18 protein-coding genes and 1 riboswitch are annotated in these 21,208 nt (G+C 66.2%); of the genes, 6 read left to right on the plus strand and 12 right to left on the minus strand.

From position 1 onward, the window contains the following. Positions 1–12: 12 nt before the first annotated feature. Together HGK58_RS12870 and HGK58_RS12875 are read right to left on the minus strand one after the other, a co-directional pair. A complete protein-coding gene (locus tag HGK58_RS12870) occupies positions 13–1,755 on the minus strand; it encodes an ABC transporter family substrate-binding protein (protein ID WP_168628011.1) in 1,743 nt (580 codons plus the stop codon). 97 nt (positions 1,756–1,852) lie between these two features. Next, positions 1,853–3,628, minus strand: coding sequence for an ABC transporter ATP-binding protein (locus HGK58_RS12875; protein WP_168628012.1), 1,776 nt, complete (start codon positions 3,626–3,628; stop codon positions 1,853–1,855). A gap of 31 nt (positions 3,629–3,659) precedes the next feature. Here HGK58_RS12875 and HGK58_RS12880 point away from each other — a divergent pair, with 31 nt between their 5' ends. Then, a complete protein-coding gene (locus HGK58_RS12880) occupies positions 3,660–4,265 on the plus strand; it encodes a PH domain-containing protein (RefSeq protein WP_168628013.1) in 606 nt (201 codons plus the stop codon). Between the two features lie 11 nt (positions 4,266–4,276). On the opposite strand, the gene HGK58_RS12885 is transcribed toward HGK58_RS12880, so the two are convergent. From HGK58_RS12885 to HGK58_RS12895, 3 genes are all read right to left on the minus strand, one after another. Next, on the minus strand, positions 4,277–5,467 hold the full coding sequence (locus HGK58_RS12885; RefSeq protein WP_227411684.1) for an ABC transporter permease: 1,191 nt from the start codon (positions 5,465–5,467) through the stop codon (positions 4,277–4,279). Continuing rightward, positions 5,467–6,984 carry an ABC transporter permease gene (locus HGK58_RS12890; protein WP_168628014.1) on the minus strand — a complete coding sequence of 506 codons (1,518 nt, stop codon included), beginning with the start codon at positions 6,982–6,984 and terminating at the stop codon, positions 5,467–5,469. The genes HGK58_RS12885 and HGK58_RS12890 overlap by 1 nt, the downstream gene beginning before the upstream one ends. A 167-nt stretch (positions 6,985–7,151) precedes the next feature. Further along, positions 7,152–8,954, minus strand: a complete 1,803-nt coding sequence (locus tag HGK58_RS12895; RefSeq protein ID WP_227411685.1) for an ABC transporter family substrate-binding protein — start codon at positions 8,952–8,954, stop codon at positions 7,152–7,154. A gap of 258 nt (positions 8,955–9,212) precedes the next feature. Between HGK58_RS12895 and HGK58_RS12900 the strand changes: the two genes are divergently transcribed. Next, on the plus strand, positions 9,213–10,001 hold the full coding sequence (locus tag HGK58_RS12900) for a CPBP family intramembrane glutamic endopeptidase (protein WP_168628015.1): 789 nt from the start codon (positions 9,213–9,215) through the stop codon (positions 9,999–10,001). Positions 10,002–10,117: 116 nt separating this feature from the next. On the opposite strand, the gene gcvP is transcribed toward HGK58_RS12900, so the two are convergent. The 3 genes from gcvP to gcvT are packed head-to-tail and all read right to left on the minus strand — an operon-like array spanning position 10,118 to position 14,528. Further along, on the minus strand, positions 10,118–13,012 hold the full coding sequence (gene gcvP, locus HGK58_RS12905; RefSeq protein WP_168628016.1) for an aminomethyl-transferring glycine dehydrogenase: 2,895 nt from the start codon (positions 13,010–13,012) through the stop codon (positions 10,118–10,120). Continuing rightward, on the minus strand, positions 13,012–13,389 hold the full coding sequence (gene gcvH, locus HGK58_RS12910) for a glycine cleavage system protein GcvH (RefSeq protein ID WP_168628017.1): 378 nt from the start codon (positions 13,387–13,389) through the stop codon (positions 13,012–13,014). The genes gcvP and gcvH overlap by 1 nt, the downstream gene beginning before the upstream one ends. Then, a complete protein-coding gene (gene gcvT / locus HGK58_RS12915; RefSeq protein ID WP_168628018.1) occupies positions 13,389–14,528 on the minus strand; it encodes a glycine cleavage system aminomethyltransferase GcvT in 1,140 nt (379 codons plus the stop codon). Before gcvT ends, gcvH begins: the two co-directional genes overlap by 1 nt. A 142-nt stretch (positions 14,529–14,670) precedes the next feature. After that, positions 14,671–14,764: riboswitch (glycine riboswitch) on the minus strand. 186 nt (positions 14,765–14,950) lie between these two features. On the opposite strand from gcvT, the gene HGK58_RS12920 reads away from it, so the two are divergent. Genes HGK58_RS12920 through HGK58_RS12930 form a run of 3 tightly spaced genes read left to right on the plus strand, consistent with a single transcriptional unit; the run spans position 14,951 to position 17,655 of the window. After that, complete coding sequence (locus tag HGK58_RS12920) at positions 14,951–15,721, plus strand: electron transfer flavoprotein subunit beta/FixA family protein (RefSeq protein ID WP_168628019.1); 771 nt, start codon at positions 14,951–14,953, stop codon at positions 15,719–15,721. A gap of 14 nt (positions 15,722–15,735) precedes the next feature. Then, complete coding sequence (locus HGK58_RS12925; protein ID WP_168628020.1) at positions 15,736–16,707, plus strand: electron transfer flavoprotein subunit alpha/FixB family protein; 972 nt, start codon at positions 15,736–15,738, stop codon at positions 16,705–16,707. Between the two features lie 21 nt (positions 16,708–16,728). Then, positions 16,729–17,655, plus strand: coding sequence for a cytochrome b/b6 domain-containing protein (locus HGK58_RS12930; protein WP_168628021.1), 927 nt, complete (start codon positions 16,729–16,731; stop codon positions 17,653–17,655). A gap of 153 nt (positions 17,656–17,808) precedes the next feature. On the opposite strand, the gene HGK58_RS12935 is transcribed toward HGK58_RS12930, so the two are convergent. From HGK58_RS12935 to HGK58_RS12945, 3 genes are all read right to left on the minus strand, one after another. After that, positions 17,809–18,123 (minus strand): hypothetical protein, encoded by a 315-nt coding sequence (locus tag HGK58_RS12935; RefSeq protein ID WP_168628022.1) that lies wholly within the window; start codon positions 18,121–18,123, stop codon positions 17,809–17,811. Continuing rightward, the gene (locus HGK58_RS12940; protein WP_168628023.1) at positions 18,120–18,983 is read right to left on the minus strand and encodes a hypothetical protein; all 864 of its coding nucleotides are present in this window, start codon (positions 18,981–18,983) and stop codon (positions 18,120–18,122) included. Before HGK58_RS12940 ends, HGK58_RS12935 begins: the two co-directional genes overlap by 4 nt. A 181-nt stretch (positions 18,984–19,164) precedes the next feature. Further along, positions 19,165–19,653 carry a MarR family transcriptional regulator gene (locus tag HGK58_RS12945; protein ID WP_210422991.1) on the minus strand — a complete coding sequence of 163 codons (489 nt, stop codon included), beginning with the start codon at positions 19,651–19,653 and terminating at the stop codon, positions 19,165–19,167. A 48-nt stretch (positions 19,654–19,701) separates the two neighbouring features. Here HGK58_RS12945 and HGK58_RS12950 point away from each other — a divergent pair, with 48 nt between their 5' ends. Beyond that, positions 19,702–20,613 (plus strand): EamA family transporter, encoded by a 912-nt coding sequence (locus HGK58_RS12950; RefSeq protein WP_168628025.1) that lies wholly within the window; start codon positions 19,702–19,704, stop codon positions 20,611–20,613. Positions 20,614–20,631: 18 nt separating this feature from the next. Here the strand turns inward: HGK58_RS12950 and HGK58_RS12955 are convergent, their stop codons facing one another. Continuing rightward, positions 20,632–21,201 carry a hypothetical protein gene (locus tag HGK58_RS12955; RefSeq protein WP_168628026.1) on the minus strand — a complete coding sequence of 190 codons (570 nt, stop codon included), beginning with the start codon at positions 21,199–21,201 and terminating at the stop codon, positions 20,632–20,634. Positions 21,202–21,208 lie beyond the last annotated feature (7 nt).

Consider the following 21,208-nt stretch of genomic DNA (forward strand, 5'->3'; position numbering starts at 1 on the left):
CGCTCTGCGGGGTCAGTCGGCGGCGTCGGCCGGTGCCCAGTCCCACACGTTCCAGAGCACGCCGGCCGCCAGCGGCGCCGGGGCAATACCGGTCACCGAGTCGTCGAACGCCACGGTCGCGGGGTACTGGTAGAGCGGCACCCCGTACGCGTCGGCGAACAGGGCCTCGTCCAATCGGATGCGCAACTCGAGTTGCTCGTCATCCTCGGGCGTCACCGAGAGTTGCAGGATGAGCTCGTCCACCGTCTCGTTCGAGTAGCCGTTCAGGTTGCCCTTCTCGCCGGTACCGAAGATCGACCGCACCGCCGTCACCGACAGGTTCGAGTAGTCCCACGCGAAGAGCGCCGCGTCGTAACTGGCGGTGCCCAACAGGCCAAGCCAGTCCGGGCTCGAGCAATCGGTGACCCGGAACCCAGCCTCAGCCGCGCTGTCCCGGATCAGCTGGAACTCGAGCAGGCGGCGCGGATTGCTCGGGTCGTAGAGCAGGCACACCGTCGGAGCCGACACCCCGGCCTCGGCCAGCAGCTCCCGCGCACCTTCGATGTCGGGCCGGGCATATTCCTCGGACCCGTTCTGCTCGACCGCACCCGAGTAGCCGGGCGCACCGGGCAGGAACAGCTGGGAGTCGCGCCGCACCGGCTCCGACGTCAGGTCGCCGATCGTCTGCTCCACCAGTTCGTCCCTGGGCACGGTCATCAGGAAGGCCGATCGGATGCGCGGGTCGGTGAAGACGCCGTTGGGGCTCGCGCCGAACGTGAGGTCGAGGTGCTCGTAACTGCCGTTGACCGTGTTCGCGATGGTTATGCCGTCGAGCCGGTCCAGCGTCGCCGCGACATCGGCGCTCAGTTGCGGGCTAATCACGTCGACGTCGCCCTCCTCCAGCGCCTGCACCTGCGCGAGCGGGTCGGCGATGGTGCGCACCACGACCGTCTCGTAGGTGGGCTGCTTCTCGCCGCGGTAGCGCGGGTTGGCGGTGAGGGTCACCTCGTCCCCGGGCACCAGGTTGCTGATGACGTACGGCCCGTTCGAGACCAGCAGGTCGGAGTCCTGGGCCGGGGCCTCCGCGAAGTTGTAGGCGCTGTTCCACACCCCGGCGATCGCGGCCAGGTCCTCCTCGTCGGCTGACTCAACCGCGTCGACGAGAGCCTGCTTCGCCGCATCCGGCTCGTCAATGCTCAACGCCCGCCCCGCGACGACGTGAGCGGGCACGCCGACGTCGAGCACGAGCTGCCAGTCGATGAAGTAGTGGTCGTAAGTCAGGGTCAGCGAGCGCCCGTCATCCCCGAGCTCCGGGATCTCGTTCGCGTACTGCAGCCCGGAGGTGATCGCGCCGTCGAAGTGCACCACGCCGTCCGGGAACTCCTTCGTGTACTCCCCCGTCGCCGGATCGACGTACGCGTCGTCATCGAAGTCCGGAGTGTTGAGCGCGCCAGAGTTCGCGACCCAGGCCAGCAACAGGTCGGATGCGTCCACCGCCACGCCATCGGACCAGACCGCGTCTTGCGCCAGCTCGTAATGCACCCTGAACGGGTCGTTGGAGATGACCTCCATGCGGCCGAAGGACTCATCAAGCACGAGCTCGGACTCATCGTTGTAGTAGGCGAAGGACGAGTTGACGGTCTGTGCGATGGCGCGGTTCGCGGGCGTGTTGCCGTAGCCGGAGTGGTCGTTGAGGGAGAAGAACGAGCCGCTCGTGGCGACGGTGACGCGACTGTCCTCGAGAACACTCTGACCGGTGCATCCGGAAAGCAGCACGAGGACACTGGCGACGACGAGCGCCGTACTGACCCTGTTGATGCTGTGACTCCCCTCACTCGGCGGGGTTCAAATTACCCCACTTCGCCGAGTGCCTCTAACGCTGCGACGCGCGGTACTCGCGCCGCTCACGCTGCACGACCGGGTCGGGCACAGGGACGGCCGCGATCAGTCGCTGAGTGTACGGGTCCTGCGGGTTGCGCAGGATGTCATCGCGAGAGCCCTGCTCGACGAGCTTGCCGTTGTGCATCACCGTGATGCGGTGGGCGAGCACGTCGACGACCGCGAGGTCGTGGCTGATGAACAGGCACGCGAACTGCAACCGGCCCTGCAGTTCCTGCAGCAGGTCGAGGAAGCGCGCCTGAACCGACACGTCGAGGGCCGACGTCGGCTCGTCGGCGACGAGCAGCTCCGGGGCGAGCGCGAGCGCGCGTGCGATACCGACGCGCTGACGCTGACCACCGGACAGCTCGTGCGGGAACCGGTTCCGGTAGCTCGTGGGCAGCTCGACCTGGTCCAGCAGCGTCTCGACGCGCTTGTCGAGCTCTGCGCCCTTCGCCTCGCCGGCGAGGAAGATCGGCTCACCGATTGACTGGCCGATCGGCAGACGAGGGTTGAGCGACGATGCCGGGTCCTGGAACACGATGCCCGTGCGCCGCCGGATGGGGCGCAGGTCCTTCGGCTTGGCGCGGGAGATGTCGGTGCCGACAACGGTGAGGGTGCCCTCGGCGATCGGCAGCAGCCCGACCGCAGCGCGACCCAGCGTGGTCTTGCCGGAGCCGGACTCACCGACGAGACCCATGATCTCGCCGGGGAAGATCTGCAGGTTGATGTCGTCCGCTGCGCGGAACGCGGGAATTCGTCCGCGCTTCGGGTATTCGATCGCCACGTGTTCGAAGCTGAGGATCGGCGTTCCGGTCGGTGTTGCCTGGTGCGGCTCCCGCGGCTTGACGACGAGGTCGACCGGGGACCCGATCGCCTCGTGATGCTCGGCCGCGATCGGGTCGACGATGGGCGCGTTCTCGATGCCGACGCCGAGGTGGGGCACGGATGCGAGCAGCTGCTGCGTGTATGGGTGCTGCGGGCGGTGGAACACGTCGAGCACGGTGCCGGTCTCAACGACGACACCGTTCTTCATGACCATGATCCGGTCGGCGAGGTCGGCGACGACACCCATGTCGTGGGTGATCAGCACGATCGCGCTGTCGAGGCGCTTGTGCAGGTTGCGCAACAGGTCCAGGATCTCGGCCTGCACAGTGACGTCCAGCGCTGTCGTCGGCTCGTCGGCGAGGAGCAGCACGGGGTCACAGGAGATCGACTGGGCGATCATCGCGCGCTGGCGCTGGCCGCCGGAGAGTTGGTGCGGGTACTTGTGGAACGACTGCTCCGGGTTCGGCATCTCGACCATGGCGAGAAGTTCGACGGCACGCTTCCTTGCCTCCTGCGGGCCGAGCAGCGGGTCGTGCGAGCGCAACGCCTCGACAATCTGGAAGCCGACGGTGTAGACAGGGTTGAGAGCCGTCATCGGCTCCTGGAAGATCACTGCGATGTCGTTCCCGCGGATGCGCCTGGCGGTCGCCGGGTCGACACCCCGCAACTGCTTGCCGAGCAGCTTGATCGAGCCACCCACCTTGGCGTTGTCGGGCAGGAGACCGAGCAGCGACATTGCGCTCGTGCTCTTGCCGGAGCCGGACTCGCCCACGATGGCGAGAACCTCACCGCGACGGACCTCGAAGTCCATCCCGATGACCGCGGGGTAGAACTCCCCGTCGACCCAGAAGTCGACATCCAGATCCTTCACCTCGAGGATCGTCTCTGGCAGCCCGCTGGCCGCTTCGCCCTCGTGGGGCTGGAGTGTGGCCTGATCAGTCATGGGTTTCGTTCCTATCTGCAAAGCTTGAGTCATGGAGACCGTGCGATTCCGCCCACTGTTCGGACGCGTGCTCGCGGTGATCGTCTGTGTGATTGCGGTGCTCGGCGTTGCCGGGTTCTTCATCGCCGGAGACCTGGCTGGCGCCGCCCGCTACGCGTGGCCCGTGCTGCTGGTCGGCGTGTTGGCCTGGGCGCTGTACTTGCGACCCGAGCTCATCATCGAAGAGCACGGCATCACTGTTGTGAACGTCTTCCGCACTTACTTCGTGCCGTGGCCGGCCATCCAGCACATCGAGACGCGCTTCGCCGTGACACTGCACACGTCCGACGGCAAGGTGAGCGTGTGGGCGTCGCCCGCTCCCGGTCGCCACGGCGCCACCAGGGTGACGCGAAGCGACTTCACGGGCATCAGCGGCTCCGCCTACGGAAAGGCCGGCAGCCTGCGCCCGGGCGATGCGCTGACCACCGAATCGGGCGCGGCCGCCCACATCCTTCGCCTGCACTGGGAGAAGCTGCGCGACGCCGGCATGTTCGAGCACGGCGTGGAGCCCGGCAGCGTGCGCGTGACGTGGCACAGCGCGACGATCGCTGCGATGATCGCGTTGCTCGTCGCATCGCTCGTCGGCCTGCTGCTGTAGCACCATTCCGGTCAGCCCTTCGGATCGCGCGGCTTGTCCGCGTGGTATCCGCGCGCGGTGCTGCCGCCGTCCTGCATGTGCTGGCCTCGCGTTGTGACCATCGCGGCAGCGCCGTCGAGGTCACCGGCAGCGGCCAGACTGCCCGGCTTCGGGCCATTGGTGCGCTGAGCACGGCGCATCGCGCGGTCGCTCGGCATCTTCTTCTGGCGCGGGTCGAACGCGTCACGCAGACCATCGCCGATGAAGTTGACGCACAGCGCGATCGCGATGATGAAGATACCGGGCCACCAGAACAGCCATGGACGCGTCGCGAAGGCGGCCTGGTTGTCGGACACGATCTTGCCGAGCGACGTGTCGGGTGATTGCACACCGAAGCCGAGGAAGCTCAGGGAGGTCTCGAGCAGGATCGCACCAGCCATCAGCAGTGTCGCGTTGACGATGATGACTCCCACCGCGTTCGGGAGGATGTGGCGGAAGATGATCCGGCTGTCCTTCGCCCCCGATACGCGAGCTGCGTCGACGAACTCCCGCTCACGCAGTGTGAGGAACTCACCGCGAACGAGCCGCGCGAGACCGGTCCACGCGAAGGCACCGATAACGACACCGAGAACACCCACGCCGAGGCTGCCGTAGGTACGACCGAGCACGGCGCCGATGACGATCAGCGGGATCGTGATGATGACATCCGTGAAGCGCATGAGCACCGAGTCGACCCACTTGCGGTAGTACCCGGAGACCGCACCGACGACGACACCGATGATGGTGGCGACGAGTCCGGCGATCACCATGATGGTCAGCGACTGCTGCGCACCGCGCATGACGACCGCGAAGATGTCGCGGCCGACCTCATCCTGGCCGAACGGGTGATTGCCGAGCTGGAAGCCGTTTCCGCCGAGGAACTCCGGCAGGATGCTCAGCGTCGGCACTCCGCGGTTCTCCATGTCGGGCAGCTGGGTCCAGCTGTACGGCCACCATCCGGGGATTCGGATGCCGAACAGGCTGATGCCGACCGAGGTAAAGGACAGCAGCACGATGAACGCGAGCACGATAATGGCGACCATCGCAGCCCGGTGACGGAAGAACCGCCTGCGAACGATCTGCCCCTGGCTGAGACCCTCGGTCTCCTTCTGCTCGATCGAGGCTTCGCTCTGGACGACACCCGGGTCGTGCTGACCCGGCTCTTGCATTGTGATGTTGCTCATTAGGAAACCTTGATCCTCGGGTCGAGGGCAGCGTAGAGGAGGTCGGCGATCAGGTTGAAGACCACCGCGAACGTTCCGGTGACAAGGAAGAACGCCATGACCGGGTTCGGGTCGACTCTGTTGAGCCCCTCCACGAACAATCGGCCCATCCCTGTCCAGCCGAACACTGTCTCGGTGATGACGGCTCCACCGACGATCGCGCCGACATCGAATGCGATGATCGTCGTGATCGGGATGAGCGCGTTACGGAAGGCATGCCGCACGATGACGGTGCGCTCGGTGAGGCCCTTGGCGCGAGCCGTTCGGATGTAGTCCTGGTTCATGACCTCGAGCAGGCTCGCACGCGAGTACCTCGTGTAGCCGGCGAAGGAGATCAGCACGATCGCGATCGTCGGCAGCAGCAGGTGCGTGAACGTGTCGATGCCCTGGATCCAGAAGTTGCCGCCCAGGTTCGGTGTCGCGGCGCCCACTGTTGCGATCGGTCGCCCGTTGATGCGCGACGAGTTCGAGTACGCCGCCCAGTACGACATGTACTTGTCGAGCGCCACGACGCTGGCGACCATGAAGCCCACGATGGCCGCAGTGCGCACCGACTGCCAACGGTCCGGTCCACCCATGAGCCAGCCGACCGCGCCACTCAGGAAGATCGTGGCGACGATCAGCGTGAGGAAGAGCGGCATGGTCATGAAATTGAAGACGCCGTTCATCATCGGGAAGTACAGCGCGACGCCGATGCCCACCACGATGAGCGACGAGTACAGGGCCTTCTTGTTCCTGAGCCCGGTCGAGATGGCGGTGACGCCGAACGCGACCGCGACCCCAGTGATGGCAACACCGACGATGCCGATGCTCGGGGTGTTGAACCAGCCGGTGAGGCTGAAGTAGAGCAGCAGCCCGGCTGTCGCCAGAGCGGACACACCGAAGGTGATGAGCTTCTTGAGCGCTCTGCCCCCGACTATGGACATCCAGAGCAAACCTGCGATGAGGGCGACGATGATGATCGTCGCTGTCGCGATCACCGGATCACGTAGCCAGTTGTTGATCTGGATTGCCATGTACTGCTTGAGCAACACCGCGACCCAGAAGATCGGCAGCGAGAAGAAGAGGAACGAGATGAACGTCACGCTGTAGTCGAATCCGCTGTACTGACGGAGGGCGGATGCGATGCCGACGATGATGCCCAGGACGATTGCGACAACCGTCGCGATGGTGACCAGCTGCAGGGTTGCGCCGATCGCGTTGCCGAGCATTACGTTCACGGACTGGTTCTGCACGCTGATGCCGAAGTCGCCCCGGAAGATACCGCCAAGCCAGAGGAAGTAGCGGAAGAACGGCGGAACGTCGAGGTTCAGAAGCTTGGTGCGAGCTTCCATGAGCTCGGCCTTGTTGGGTGCATTGCTTTCGCGCAGTTCCTGTAGTGGGTCGCCCGACAGCGCTGTCAGGAGGTACATGAGGAACGTGGCGGCGAAGAGCACGAAGATCGATGCGATCAATCGCCTGATGATGAATGAAGCCATTGTGCGGCTGCCTACCTGTTCAATCCAGCCGCCTAACGATAGACGCGTGCGCTGAGAACGCACACAGTTCACACGGCAGACGGCGAGTTTTAGGCGGGGCACAGGCTGTGTGGCCTGTGCCCCGCCTCCGTGTCAGATGCCCTTATTGGGGCGCTCCGACTCGATTGTTACTCGGAGACCTTCCAGTCCCACACGTTCCAGAAGATGGTCGGTGCGAGGATCGAGGCGTCAACGCCCTCGATGCGGTCACTGTAGGCCGTGACCTCAGGGAACTGGAAGACGGTGACTCCGTAGCCGTCCTCCCAGAGGAGCTTGTCGATCTCCTGCTGGATCTCGATCTGGCGGTCGGCGTCGAACTCGGTGTTGAGCTCCACGATCAGCTTGTCAACCTCAGGGTTGCTGTAGAAGTTGAGGTTGTTGATGCCACCGGTCTGGAAGGTCGGGCCGGAGCTCGTGACACCGAGGCTCGTCGACTGCCATCCGAAGAGGGATGCGTCGTACGCGCCCGGCGTACCGAGGAGGCCACCCCACTGCTCGCTACCACAGTCGGTCACATTGAAGCCGGCCTCGGCCGCGGAGGCCTGGATCAGCTGGAACTCGTTGACACGACGGGGGTTGTTCGATGCGTAGAGGATGCAGACCTCGGGGTTGGTGACGCCAGCCTCGGCGAGCAGCGCCTTCGCGCCCTCGATGTCGGTCTCTTCGTAAGCGGCCGAACCGTTGTTCGCGATCGAGTCATCGTAGCCAGCTGCGCCAGGCACAAAGAGCTGCGAGTTACGCACGAGCGCGTCGTCACCGATGATCGGCTTGATCAGCTTGTCGACGATCTCCGCACGCGGGATCACCTTCATGAAGGCCTCACGAACCAGCGGGTTCTCGAACGTGCCGCTCTTCGAGTTGGTGAACTGAAGGTCGACGTGCTCGTAGGTGCCACCGAGGCCGGTCGAGACCGTGATGCCATCGATCGCGTCGAGCGCGGTCTTGATGTCAGCGGTTGCCTGCGGCTGGATCACGTCGACCTCGCCGTTCTCGAGCGCCTGCACTGCTGCCAGCGGGTCCGGGATGAAGCGGACGGTGACCTCTTCGATGGCCGGCTTGTTGTCGCCGACGTACTCCGGGTTCGCCTTCAGCGTGATGAACTGGTCCGCCTGGAAGTCAGTGATGACGTACGGGCCACTGGAGAGGTAGACCTCCGGGTCGTCGGGCAGCGACGTGAAGTTGAAGCCCGAGTTCCAGAAAGCGGACAGGCCGGCAAGCGCCGCGTCGTCCTCGCTCTGGATGGCCTCGATGGCTGCCTGCTTCGCCTCTTCGTTGTCCTCGATGCCGAGAGCGTTCTTTGCCATGACGTGAGCCGGCAGCGGCGCCGAGAAAGCAAGCTCCCAGTCGACGTACGGTGCCTCGTAGACCATGGTGATCGAACGGCCGTCGTCACCGATCTCCGGGGTCTCCTGGACGAGGCCAAGGCCAGCGTCCGGGGTCGCGCCGGAGTCGAAGTACACGACGTCGGTCGGGAAGGCGTCGGTGAACTCACCGGTGTCAGGGTCGGTGAACTCGGCCGGGTCGAAGTCCGGGGTGTCGAGCGCACGCGAGAGCGCGGCCCAGTGCACCAGAAGGTCGGCTGCGTCGATCGGCGTGCCGTCGGACCACTTCACGTCCTCGTTGACCGTGTACTTCACTGTGAGCGGGTCCTCGGAGAGCATCTCGTAGGTTCCGAACGACTCGTCCTGCACGAGCTCAGGCACGTTGTTGTAGTAGTTGAACCCGCTGAGTGCCATGTAGTTGATGTTGTTGTTCGCTGTGGCGTTGCCGAACGAGGTGTTGCCGTTGTACGAGTAGAACGCCTGGTTCCACGCGATCGTGACCTTCGTTCCCTCGTCGAGGCCGGATTCCGCCTGCGGGGTGCAGCCTGCTACCGCAAGAGCGGCAACGGCAGCGACCGCAATCGGCGCTCCTATGCGACTGATTTTCAATTTTCCTCCTGTGCAAGATGGATCGCAGGCAGGCCTTCCTAGCACCAACCCACGCTTGTTATAGAGAACCCTAGGTGGGGTCGACTCCGCTGGCAAAACTGTATGGCCAAACGTTACCCACTGGTAACGGTTGCGCCGGATACCTGCGTTAATACGAACTGTGTTGCGTGAAAACCGCTCCGTCCGCAGCATCCCGACGCTAATGTGCGAAAAATTGAGCGGAAACGACGCGCCGTGAGGCCGCGTACCATCATGGGAATGTCCGTCTCATCAGCACAGCCCGCGACCGGCGAATATGGTCAAGCCAACCGTGCCAGGCTGCGCGCGGAAGTGCTCATCGTCCTCGGGTTGTCGCTTGGCGCATCCGCCGTCTACTCGGTGGTCGCGATCGCGAATCGCCTGACGCGCGAGGAGGCGCTGCGCGACCAGACGGCAACACTGAATGCGCCGCTCAGCGAGCGCGAGGTGTTCGACCTCATCTACCAGCTGCTCGGCATTTTCTTCGACCTGGTGCCCGTCGCGCTCGTCGCGTTCCTGCTCTGGCGCTCCAGCCGGCCGCACCTCGGCAGGCTCGGCATCGACTTCACCCGTCCGGGGCGCGACTCGCTCGCCGGACTCGGCCTGGCCCTGGTGATCGGCATCCCGGGAATCCTGCTCTACCTCGCGGGCCGCGAACTGGGGGTCACGGTGCAGGTTGTCCCGACGGCGCTCGACGAGTACTGGTGGACGGTGCCGGTGCTGCTGCTGTCGGCCGCACGCGCGGGCATCACCGAGGAAGTGATCGCTGTCGGCTACCTGTTCGCGCGGCTGCGTGACCTGGGTTGGAGCACCTGGTCGATCATCATCGGCAGCGCACTGCTGCGCGGGACGTACCACGTGTACCAGGGCTTCGGCGCGTTCATCGGGAACATCGCCATGGGCATCCTGTTCGGCTGGCTGTTTTCGCGGTTCGGGCGGGTGCTGCCGCTCGTGATCGCGCACGTCGTCATCGACGCGGCCATCTTCGTCGGCTACCCGTGGGCGGCCGCGACCTTCGCCTGGCTCTAGTCCCTCCCCTGAGACGACTTAACCCGTCTCAAGGAGACTTGCTGATCCAGGCATCCGGATGCCTATCAGCAGCTTCCGGATGCCCGGATTTCCTTGAGACGGGTTAAGAAAACGAGCTAGGACAGTTCGGCGAACGCCTCGGGCGGCGGGCACGCGCAGAACAGGTTGCGGTCACCGTAGGCCTGGTCGACGCGACGCACCGGGGGCCAGTACTTGTTCCGCAGCAGCGACCGCACCGGGTAGGCGGCGGTCTCGCGCGAGTACGCGTGATCCCACTCCCCCTCGATGAGGGCGCGTGCGGTGTGTGGCGCGTGCTTCAGCGGGTTGTCGTCGGCGGGCCACTCGCCCGCTCCGACCGCGTCCGCTTCGGCCTTGATCGCGACCATCGCCTCGATGAAGCGTTCGATCTCGCCGAGGTCCTCGCTCTCGGTCGGCTCGACCATGAGGGTGCCCGGCACCGGGAATGACATGGTAGGCGCGTGGAATCCGTAGTCCACCAGTCGCTTCGCCACGTCGTCGACGGTCACGCCGGTGCGATCGGTGAGCGGACGGAGGTCCAGGATGCACTCGTGAGCGACCAGCCCGTTCTCGCCCGAGTAGAGCACCGGGAAGTGCTCCCGCAGCCGCACCGCGATGTAGTTGGCGGCGAGCACCGCCGCGCCGGTCGCATCGCGCAGGCCGTCTGCACCCATCATCCGGATGTACGCCCACGAGATGGGCAGGATGAGCGGGCTGCCGTACGGTGCGGCCGAGACCTGGGCTCCGGCGTGCTCCACAGTGCCGCCGGCGCGTGAGAAGTGCTCTGCACGCTGCGCGAACGGATGCGACGGCAGGAACGGCGCGAGGTGCGCCTTTGCGGCGACCGGGCCGACGCCGGGACCGCCGCCACCGTGCGGGATGCAGAAGGTTTTGTGCAGGTTCAGATGCGAGACGTCGCCACCGAACTCGCCGAACCGCGCGTAGCCGAGCAGTGCGTTGAGGTTCGCGCCGTCGATGTAGACCTGGCCGCCGGCATCGTGCACCGCGTCGCAGATCTCGCGCACATCATGCTCGTACACGCCATGCGTGGACGGGTAGGTGATCATCAGGGCACCGAGGGACTCGCCGTGCTCGGCGATCTTCGCGCGCAGGTCGCCCAGGTCGACGTTGCCGAGCTCGTCACACGCGACAACCACGACGCGCATGCCCGCGAGCACAGCGCTGGCGGCGTTGGTGCCGTGCGCGCTCTCCGGGATGAGGCAGATGGTGCGCTCGTTGTCGCCGCGTGAGCGGTGGTATCCCCGGATGGCGAGCAGTCCGGCCAGTTCGCCCTGGCTGCCCGCGTTCGGCTGCAGCGAGACGGTGTCGTACCCGGTGACGGCGGCGAGCCAACGCTCGAGCTGGTCGATCAGCGAGAGCGAGCCGGTGACATCCGATTCCGGAGCGAAGGGGTGGAGGTCGCCGAACTCGGGCCAGCTGATGGCCTCCATCTCGGTCGCCGCGTTGAGCTTCATGGTGCACGAGCCGAGCGGGATCATGCCGCGGTCGAGCGCGTAGTCCTTGTCGGCGAGGTACTTGAGGTACCGCATCATGCTCGTCTCGGAGCGGTGGGTGTTGAAGACCGCGTGGGTGAGGTATTCACTCGTCCGCCACAGGTCACGTGGGATCCAGCCGTCGATGTCGTTGCGCGTCGGCGCGTCGCCGTCGGCCAGCCTGCCGCCGAGCACCGCCGCGAGACCGGTGAGGTCCAGGGCCGTGGTGGTCTCGTCGACCGAGATGCTCACGTGGTCGTCGTCCACCTTGTGCAGCAGGAAGCCTGCCTCGTGGGCGTCGCGCACCAGCGCGTCCGCGCCGCGCGCTGTTGTCAGCGTGATCGTGTCGAAGTAGTTGCCGTGCACAACCGTGTGGCCCCCGTCGGCCGCCGCGTCGGCGAGCATCCGGGTCTTCAGGGTGACCTGCTGGGCGATCGTCTTGAGCCCACCCGGGCCGTGGTAGACCGCGTACATCGACGCCATGACGGCGAGAAGCACCTGCGCGGTGCAGATGTTGCTGGTGGCCTTCTCACGACGGATGTGCTGCTCGCGCGCCTGCAGGGTGAGGCGGTAGGCGGGCCGTCCGTCGGCATCCTTGGACACCCCGACGAGCCGGCCGGGCAGCTGGCGCTCCAGCCCGGCGCGCACCGCGAGGTAGCCGGCGTGCGGGCCGCCGAAGCCCATCGGCACGCCGAAGCGCTGGGTGGTGCCAACCGCGACGTCCGCGCCCAGATCGCCGGGGCTCGCGATGAGCGTCATGGCGAGCAGGTCGGCGGCGACGACGGTGAGTGCACCGGCAGCCTTCGCGGTGGCGATGACCGCTGACGGGTCCCAGATCCGGCCGGATGCGCCGGGGTACTGGACGAAGATGCCGAAGTAGTCATCGGGCAGCTCGCCCGCACCGTCGGCGAAGGCAACCTCGACGAGTTCGATGCCGACCGCATCCGCACGCCCCGCGAGCAGTGACTTGGTCTGCGGGAGCGTGTCGGCGTCGACTAGGAACACGTTGGAGGTGGACTTCGAGCCGCGACGGGCGAGGAGCATCCCCTCGACGACCGCGGTGCCCTCGTCGAGCATCGAGGCGTTCGCGGTGGCCATGCCGGTGAGCTCGGAGGCCATGGTCTGGAAGTTGATGAGCGCCTCGAGCCGGCCCTGCGAGATCTCCGGCTGGTACGGCGTGTAGGCGGTGTACCAGCTCGGGTTCTCGAGCACGTTGCGCTTGATCACCGCGGGAGTGATGGTGCCGTAGTAGCCCAACCCGAGAAACGAGCGGTTGACTCGGTTGCGTGCGGCCAGGGCGCGCAGTTCCGCGAGCGCCTCACGCTCGGTGGCGGGGGCAGGCAGCGCCGTGTCGGTGTGGTCGGTGCGGATCGAGCCGGGGACCGCCGCGTCGACCAGCTCCTCGACCGAGCCGTAGCCGATGGCCTCGAGCATCGTGGCCTGGGCGTCCTCGCCGGTGCCGATGTGCCGTGAGGCGAAAGCGTCGAAGTCTGTGCGCATTACTCTGCGACCAGCGCGCGGTACTCGTCCTCGGTGAGTGTGCCGCTGAGCGTGCTCGGGTCGATGGTGACCTTGATCATCCAGCCCTCGCCGAACGGGTCGTCGTTGACGAGCTGCGGGTTGTCGATGACGGCCTGGTTGGACTCCACGACCGTGCCATCGACCGGCGCGAACAGTTCACCCACCGACTTGGTCGACTCGATCTCGCCGACGACCTTGCCGCCCTCGATGGCGCTGCCAGCTGCGGGCAGGTCGACGTAGACGACATCGCCGAGCTGGTCGGCGGCGTAATCGGTGATGCCGATGGTGACGGTCTCGCCGTCAAGCGCGATCCACTCGTGGTCGCGCGTGTACTTGAGGTCGGCGGTGTTGGCCATCAGTTCTTCTCTCTCTTATAGAACGGCAGTGCGGTGACGGTCGCGGGAATCCTGGTTCCGCGCACGTCGATGGTCAGTTCGGTTCCGATTTCGGTGAGTGCTGGGTCGACCATTGCCATGGCGATCGGATGCCCGAGCGTCGGCGACAGGGCGCCGCTCGTGATCACGCCCACGTCGGTGTCGCCGTCGAACACGGCGTAGCCCGCTCGACCCGCGCGGCGGCCCTCGGTGACGAGCCCGACGAGCACACGGGCGCCATCCGGAAGTCCCGCCTCGATCGCCCCCCGGCCAACGAAGTCGCCCTCTTTGGTGAGTGCCACGACACGCCCGAGGCCGGCCTGCGCGGGCCGGATGTCGCGGCCGAGCTCGTGCCCGTAGAGCGGCATGCCGGCTTCCAACCGAAGGGTGTCACGGCTGGCGAGTCCGGCGGGGGTGAGCCCGAGCGGCTCGCCCGCGACCAGCAGTGCTTGCCAGAGCCCTACGGCATCCGCCTCGTCGACGTAGAGCTCGAAGCCGTCCTCGCCGGTGTAGCCGGTGCGGGCGATGAGCACCGAACCGTCACCGAACCATCCGGCGGTGGACCAGTAGTTCTTGACGTCGCGCAGGGCGGGCTGCCCTTCCATGATGCGCAAGCCCTCTGTGGTCTCGAGCACCTCGAGCGCCCGCGGCCCCTGAATGGCGAGGATCGCGACGTCATCGCTGATGTCACGGACGGTGAGGTTCTTGAAACCCGCAGCGCGTTCGCTGAACGCGGCGAACGCAGCGTCACGGTTGCCGGCGTTCACGACTACCGCGTACTCGTTGGCGGCGTTGTGGTAGACGATGAGGTCGTCGATGATGCCGCCGTTGGAATCGAGCAGCAGGCTGTATTTGGCCTGCATGAGCCCCGTCGTCGACAGCTTGCCTGCCAGCGCGTAGTCAAGGAAGGCCGCGGCGTCCTCGCCCGTGACGCTGATGTTGCCCATGTGCGACACATCGAAGATGCCCGCGGCGTTGCGGACGGCGTGATGCTCGGTGAGATCTGAGCCGTAGCTGACCGGCATCTGCCAGCCGCCGAAATCGGTGAAGCTGGCGCCGGCAGCGACGTGCAGCTCGTGGAGCGGTGACTGCTTGCTGTCTACGGACGGGGTATCGGACACGAGTTCTCCTGGCACTTATTCGGCGACGAGCCTGTGCGGCTACAAGAACTCCCCCTCTGTCATGGGCCTGAGAGTTTCACCGGCTGTAGCCAGTTTTCACCGTGGGCGGGATGCGCATAGCGAATCCACTTTCCAGAGTGGCCGTGCCGATGCGGTACATGAGACCTGAGAGATTGGCGGGGAGGCTTGCTCCTTCGGTGTTCGTCGCCTGCGACGAACTCTCCCGCATCGATTGCTGGCCCGATATTCGATTGTCTTCGCACAGCCTAGCAACTGAACGCGGGCATCCCACGCACTCAGCGCGACGAGCACACCAGTCATCGGTACACTGGCGCTCGGCGCACGTTCGGTCGCGACCCGGCCAGCGTTGTGCCCGCGCATCGGCGACAAGGCCACCGGCGACAATGCAAAGGAGCAAGCGAGTGAGGATAATCGCGCTGATCAAGCAGGTTCCGGATACGGGCGGTGAGCGACGTCTCGACCTGACGACCGGCCTCCTGGACCGGGATGCAAGCGACAAGATCATCGACGAGATCAACGAGCGCGCGCTCGAGGTCGCACTCGCCTACAAGGACGCGAACAAAGGCACCGAGGTCGTCGTCATGACGATGGGCCCGGAGGATGCCACCGGCACCATCCGCAAGGCCCTCTCAATGGGCGCCGATTCTGGCATCCACATCGCGGATGCGTCGCTGGTCGGCTCGGATTCGGCGTGGAGCGCGGAGGTTCTGGCCGCAGCGCTGCAGCGCGAGCAGTTCGACCTTGTGGTCGCCGGCAACGAGTCGACCGACGGGCGCGGCGGGGTCGTGCCGATCATGATCGCCGAGCGCCTCGGGCTGCCGGCTATCGGCTCCCTGGATTCGGTCGAGTTGTCGGACGGGTCGGTGCGCGGTGAGCGTGCGACCGAGTCCGGTTCGATGACGGTCAGCTCCGCGCTTCCCGCGGTGATCTCGGTGACCGAGCGGGCGGCCGAGCCGCGCTTCCCCAACTTCAAGGGCATCATGACCGCCAAGAAGAAGCCGATCGGAGTGCTGTCGCTGTCCGAATTGGGCCTTTCTGAGGCATCCGGTGGCCGCTCGGTGGTCCTGTCCACCCAGGAGCGACCGGCACGTACCGCCGGCAAAAAGATCGTCGATGACGGAAGCGCCGCCGCACAGCTGGCCGACTTCCTCGCCGCAGAGCGACTGATCTAGAGAGGGACCGAACAATGTCGAACGTACTTGTACTCGCCGAGGTCACCCCGACGGGCGAGCTCAGCGCCACTGTTCCCTCCCTGCTCGCCGCTGCCGCGAAGCTCGGCACCCCGGTCGCAGTCGTCGCCACCGCGCCCGGTGTCGGCAGCGCGCTGACCGAGCAGCTCGGCTCGCTGGGAGCGCAGAAGGTCTACCTGGCAGAGACGGATGCCGCCGGGTCCGTGCTCTCCGGCGTCGCCGCCGACGCCCTAACCTCCGCGGTCGAGGCGCTGCAGCCATCCGCTGTGCTGCTGGCCGGCTCGATCGACGGTCGGGAGGCGGCTGCCCGGCTGGCCGTTCGCACCAACGGCGGACTGGTGCACGACGCGGTCGACGTGCGCGCCGACGGCGACAAGGTGGTTGCCACCCACTCGGTGTTCGGCGGGGCGTACACCGTCGAATCCACCGTCGAGGGCGGGCTCGCGATCGTCACGGTGCGGCACGGCGCGGTCGAAGGGACGGCGGATGCCGCCACCCCGGAGGTCGTGAACGCCGACGTGAGCGTCGACGCGAGCAAGTACGCCGCCATCGACTCGTTCAACAACGTCAAGGCCGAGACCACGCGGCCGGAACTGCTCGGCGCCTCCAAGGTGGTCTCCGGCGGTCGCGGGCTCGGCTCGAAGGAGGCCTTCGACCTGGTGGAGAAGCTGGCCGACTCGCTCGGCGCCGCCGTCGGCGCATCCCGCGCGGCAGTCGACGCGGGCTATGTGCCGCAGAGCTACCAGGTGGGCCAGACCGGCGTCTCGGTGTCGCCGCAGCTGTACATCGCGCTGGGCATCTCCGGCGCGATCCAGCACCGCGCAGGCATGCAGACCGCGAAGACCATCGTCGCGATCAACAAGGACGGGGACGCACCGATCTTCGAGATCGCCGACTTCGGGATCGTCGGCGACATCTTCACGATCGTCCCGCAACTCGTCGAAGCCATCGAGGCGCGCGCCAAGTAGGCGCGGAAAGGGTCTGACTGCATGTCGCCGAAGGTCAAGGACGCTCTTCGCCAGTACTGGCCGCTGGTCTGGCTGGCCCCGTTCGGCATCATCATGGTCGCAGCGGTCGTGCTGATCGCCATCACCATCCGCGAGACGCCGCTGGTGCAGGACTTCATGACCACCTACCCCGGCCACACCGAGCTGCCGGAGTCGGCGCCGGTCGGGTTCCCTGCCTGGCTGGGCTGGGCCCACTTCCTGAACGCGCTCATGCTGCTGCTGATCATCCGTTCCGGATGGATGGTTCGCACCGTGCAGCGGCCGGATGCGTACTGGACTCGCAACCCGGCGATCCCATTCCGCACCAGGAACTCGCCGAAGAAGATCAGCCTTGACCTGTGGTTCCACCTCTCGATCGACGTGCTGTGGGTGATCAATGGCGTGGTGTTCTTCGTGCTGCTGTTCCTCACCGGCCAGTGGATGCGGATCGTGCCCACGAGCTGGGAGGTGTTTCCGAATGCGCTGTCGACGGCGATTCAGTACGCCTCACTGTCGTGGCCGACGGACAACGGCTGGGTGAACTACAACAGCCTGCAGGTGCTGGCCTATTTCGTGACGGTGTTCATCGCGACGCCGCTCGCGGTCATTACCGGGCTGCGGATGTCGCCGCTGTGGCCGCGTGACGCCGACCGGTTGAACAAGGCGTACCCGATCGAGTGGGCGCGAGCCATCCACTTCCCGGTGATGCTCTACTTCGTGCTGTTCATCATCGTGCACGTCGCGCTGGTGTTCGCGACCGGCATCCTGCGGAACCTGAACCACATGTACGCCATGCGCGACGACGAGTCGTGGTGGGGGCTGTGGATCTTCGCCGCGAGCGTCGTGGTGATGATCGGTGCGTGGCTCGCCGCGAGGCCCATCATCCTGCGGCCGATCGCGCAGCTCACCGGCAAGGTGACGAAGAACTAGCCGCTGGTCGGGGGTACGCCCCCATTCGGTGCTCGAGCTTGTCGAGACCCTCGCGCGCGGGTGTCTTGTGCTCGCGCGGGTGCATCTTCCTCACGCGGGTCGAATTCGACCCGCGTGAGGAAGTTTGACCCGCGCGAGCGACCCCGCGGTGCGTCAGTTGGCTTCGGAGCGTTCCTTCTCTGCGCGCACCCGCCACTCGTCCAGGGTGCCGTCCTCGATGGCGGCTCGCGCGGCATCCACCTCGGCCGGGGTCACCAGACCCTCGGCCACTGCCGCAGTGATGTCCGCCGTCGACAGCAGCACCGCCGCGAGGACTACACCTTCGGCGGTGAGCGCATCCGGAGCTTTGACGACTGCCTCCGACTCCGGTTCAGCGGGCGCGGTCGTGCAGCCGGCAAGCAGACCGGCAACGACGAAACCGGTCAGGACGGCGCTGAACAGTCCTGACCGGTTGCGCCGACGGGTCACTTGTTGGGGCCGCCCTTGCCGTTGTTGCCCTTGTTGCCGTTGTTGCCCTTGCCGTTATTGCCGTTGTTGCCCTTGGCGGGCTTGTCCGACTTGGCAGGCTTGCCGGGCTTGTCCGACTTGTCGTTGCCCTTGCCGTTGTTGCCGCGCGGCTCCACCGACGAGGTCTCCTGGATGGTGACGAGCGCCTCTTCGGTGGCTCCCTCGACGTCACCCTCGACGACGTCGTCCTCGATCACGATGCCGGTCTTCTTCTCGAGATGAGCCTTGGCGCGGTCGAGGCGCGCCTTGGCGACCGACTCGTGGTGCGCGAGCTTGGCCTGAGCCTTCGCCAGCTCCTCCTCAGTCATGTTCTCGGCGTCGGCAAGGAGTCGCGCCTCGTGTCGGGCCTGGAACGCGGCGATGTTGTTGACCTGCATCGCGTAACGGAACTCGTGGGCGCACAGGTTCGCGCCACCCTCGGTTGCGTCACGGCACTCGGTGAATGCAGCGTGAGCTTCGTCGTGGCCGGTGCGCCACGCTTCCTTGATCTCGTCCCAGACGTTCTTCTGCTCTTCGAGCTCTTCATCGAGCACGCCGTCAACTTCGTCTTCGGGAAGCGTTCCCGGCTCATCGACTTCCCCCTCGGCGATGTCCTCGACCGCGACAGAGATGAGGCCGGCATCCAATGCCTGCTGGACTGCCGCGGCGATCGCGGCCGCGAACGACGGGTCCTCGATGGTGAGGCCGAGGTTCTCCAATGCTGCCTCGGCGATCCAGCTGGAGACCTCTTCAGGAGTCGCCGCCTGTGCTGTGGATGCGATGCCGAACGAGCTAGCGACGAGCGAGCCGATTGCGGCAAGGCCGATGAGTTTGCGCTTCAAGTTTTCCCCCCAGAGTTGAACGCTTCAGGTGGACTGTAGCACCTGAGAATCGCCTGTGTACACCATGTTGGTCTACCCCCGGGTTGGGGCCCCGACCGCCGCATCCGCCCCTCGCGCTGGTGCACCTTCCACGCGCTGGTCGAATTCGACCCGCGCGCGGAGGTTCGACCCGCGCGCGCGGTCAGTGCTCGTATTCAGCCAGCCACTTGATGAGGAGCGTCTGCAGTTGCTCACGCTCTGCCGCACTGAGTGGTTCAATCAGCCTCTGCTCGTTGTCCACGTGTGCGGTGAAGGCGCGATCGATCAGCTCGCGCCCGGCATCCGTCAGCGCCACAACCCGCGCGCGCCCGTCGGCCTCACTGCGCCGCCGAGTGACCAGCCCGGCTTCGACGAGCCGGTCGATGCGCTTCGTCATCGCGCCGGTCGTCACCATGGTGTGGTCAGCGAGCTCCCCCGGCGCCAGCTCGAACGGCGGGCCCGAGCGCCGCAGCGTTGCCAGCACATCGAAATCGCCTTCGCCGAGCCCGAAATCCCGATACAACGCAACAAGCTCCTCGGTGAGGAAGTTGCCGAGCCGGTGCAACCGCCCGATGACGCCTTGCGGACTCACGTCCAGGTCGGGCCGCTCCACCGCCCAGGCCTGTTGAATCCGGGCGACGTGATCGGTCATTTCAGCCATGACTGGATTATATCTTCCAAGGAAGTTATTATATCTTCCATGGAAGGTAATGCGCGCTGGCTCCTCATCACCGCGATCGCTCCCATCGCGTGGGGCGCAAGCTACTGGGTGACGGCGGCGTTCCTCCCGCCCGACTACCCGCTGTGGGCCGCGGTCATCCGGGCGCTTCCCGGCGGGATCGTCGTCTGGCTGCTCTCGCGGAAGCTGCCGACCGGGTCCTGGTGGTGGAAGTCGGCGGTGCTCGGCATCCTCAACGTCGGCGCGTTCTTCGTGCTCGTCTACGTCGCGGCGCAACTGCTGCCGTCCAGTATCGCCACCACGCTGATGGCGACCTCCCCGGCCGTGATGATGTTCCTCGCCTGGCCGCTGCTCGCCGAACGCCCCAAGCTGCTGCCCCTCGTCGGCGCAATCCTCGGCTTCGTCGGCGTCTGCGCCACGCTGCTCACCGGCACCGAGCAGGTGAACCTTCTCGGCGCGGCGGCAGCACTGACCGCAATGCTGATGTCGTCTGTCGGCTACATCCTCACCAAGAAGTGGGGAACGGATGTTGACGTGTACTCCCAGTCGTCGTGGCAGTTGATCGCGGGTGGGCTCTTCGTGATTCCCTTCGCGTTCGCGCTCGAGGGCGCCCCGCCTGCCCTCGGCGGCACCGAGTTGCTCGCGTTCGGCTTCCTGTCATTCATTGCGACCGGGCTGGCTTACGTGGCGTGGTTCACCGGACTGAAGCACCTCAGCGCCGGCGCGGTCGGACTGGTCGGACTGCTCAACCCGGTCGCGGGAGTCCTCCTGGGCGTCCTCGTCGCGTCGGAGTCGCTCAGCCTGCTGCAGGGTGCCGGGATCGCGATCGTGCTCGCCGGGATTCTCATCGGGCAGCCGATCGTCACCCGGGCGCTGCAGCGTCGGAGGACGGCGTCCCGCGAGCTCGAATTGACGACGTCGAACGCAGGTTAGGCGACCGCCGACGACGAGTCAGCGGAGCGCCCGGACGACCGTTCTCCCGAGCGCAAACACGAGCCCGCCGGCCATCAGCCAGGGCCCGACGACCAGAACCGGATCCAGCCACACGTGCTTCACGTCCGCCCGCCCCCGCCCGAAGCGCGACCGAAGCCCGTCGTGCGAGAGCTCGCTGACCACCCCCGACTGTGTGATCGGCTCATCCGGTCGGCGGGTTGCCAGCGACGCCACGTGACTCTCCACGGCATCCACTCGGTCTCCGAGAATCAGCAGCAGCCAATGCGCGGCGCGACCCTCGCTGTAGCGCGCATAGGCCAGCCTCCGGATGCCTCCCGACAGGCCCTTGAGCGGGACGGTGGTGCCGAACACCGGAGTTAGGAAGCGGTGCTCGACCGAGCGCTCCCGCCTGCCCTTCTCCGGTTGCCGGTCGGGGAACTCCCAGTGCGCGCCGGTGGTCAGCGACTGCTCCCTCGGCACGGCCGGGCGGTCTTTCCGGTCGAGGTCGGCGCCCCATCCGGGGATGCGCGCACGCAGCTCCTCCTCCGACGCGATCTGCTGCGGTGCTTCTTTCGTGTACGGAATCATGGGAGCT

The organism is Cryobacterium sp. BB307, assembly GCF_012274275.1.
In the GTDB taxonomy this organism is placed as follows: Bacteria; Actinomycetota; Actinomycetes; order Actinomycetales; family Microbacteriaceae; genus Terrimesophilobacter.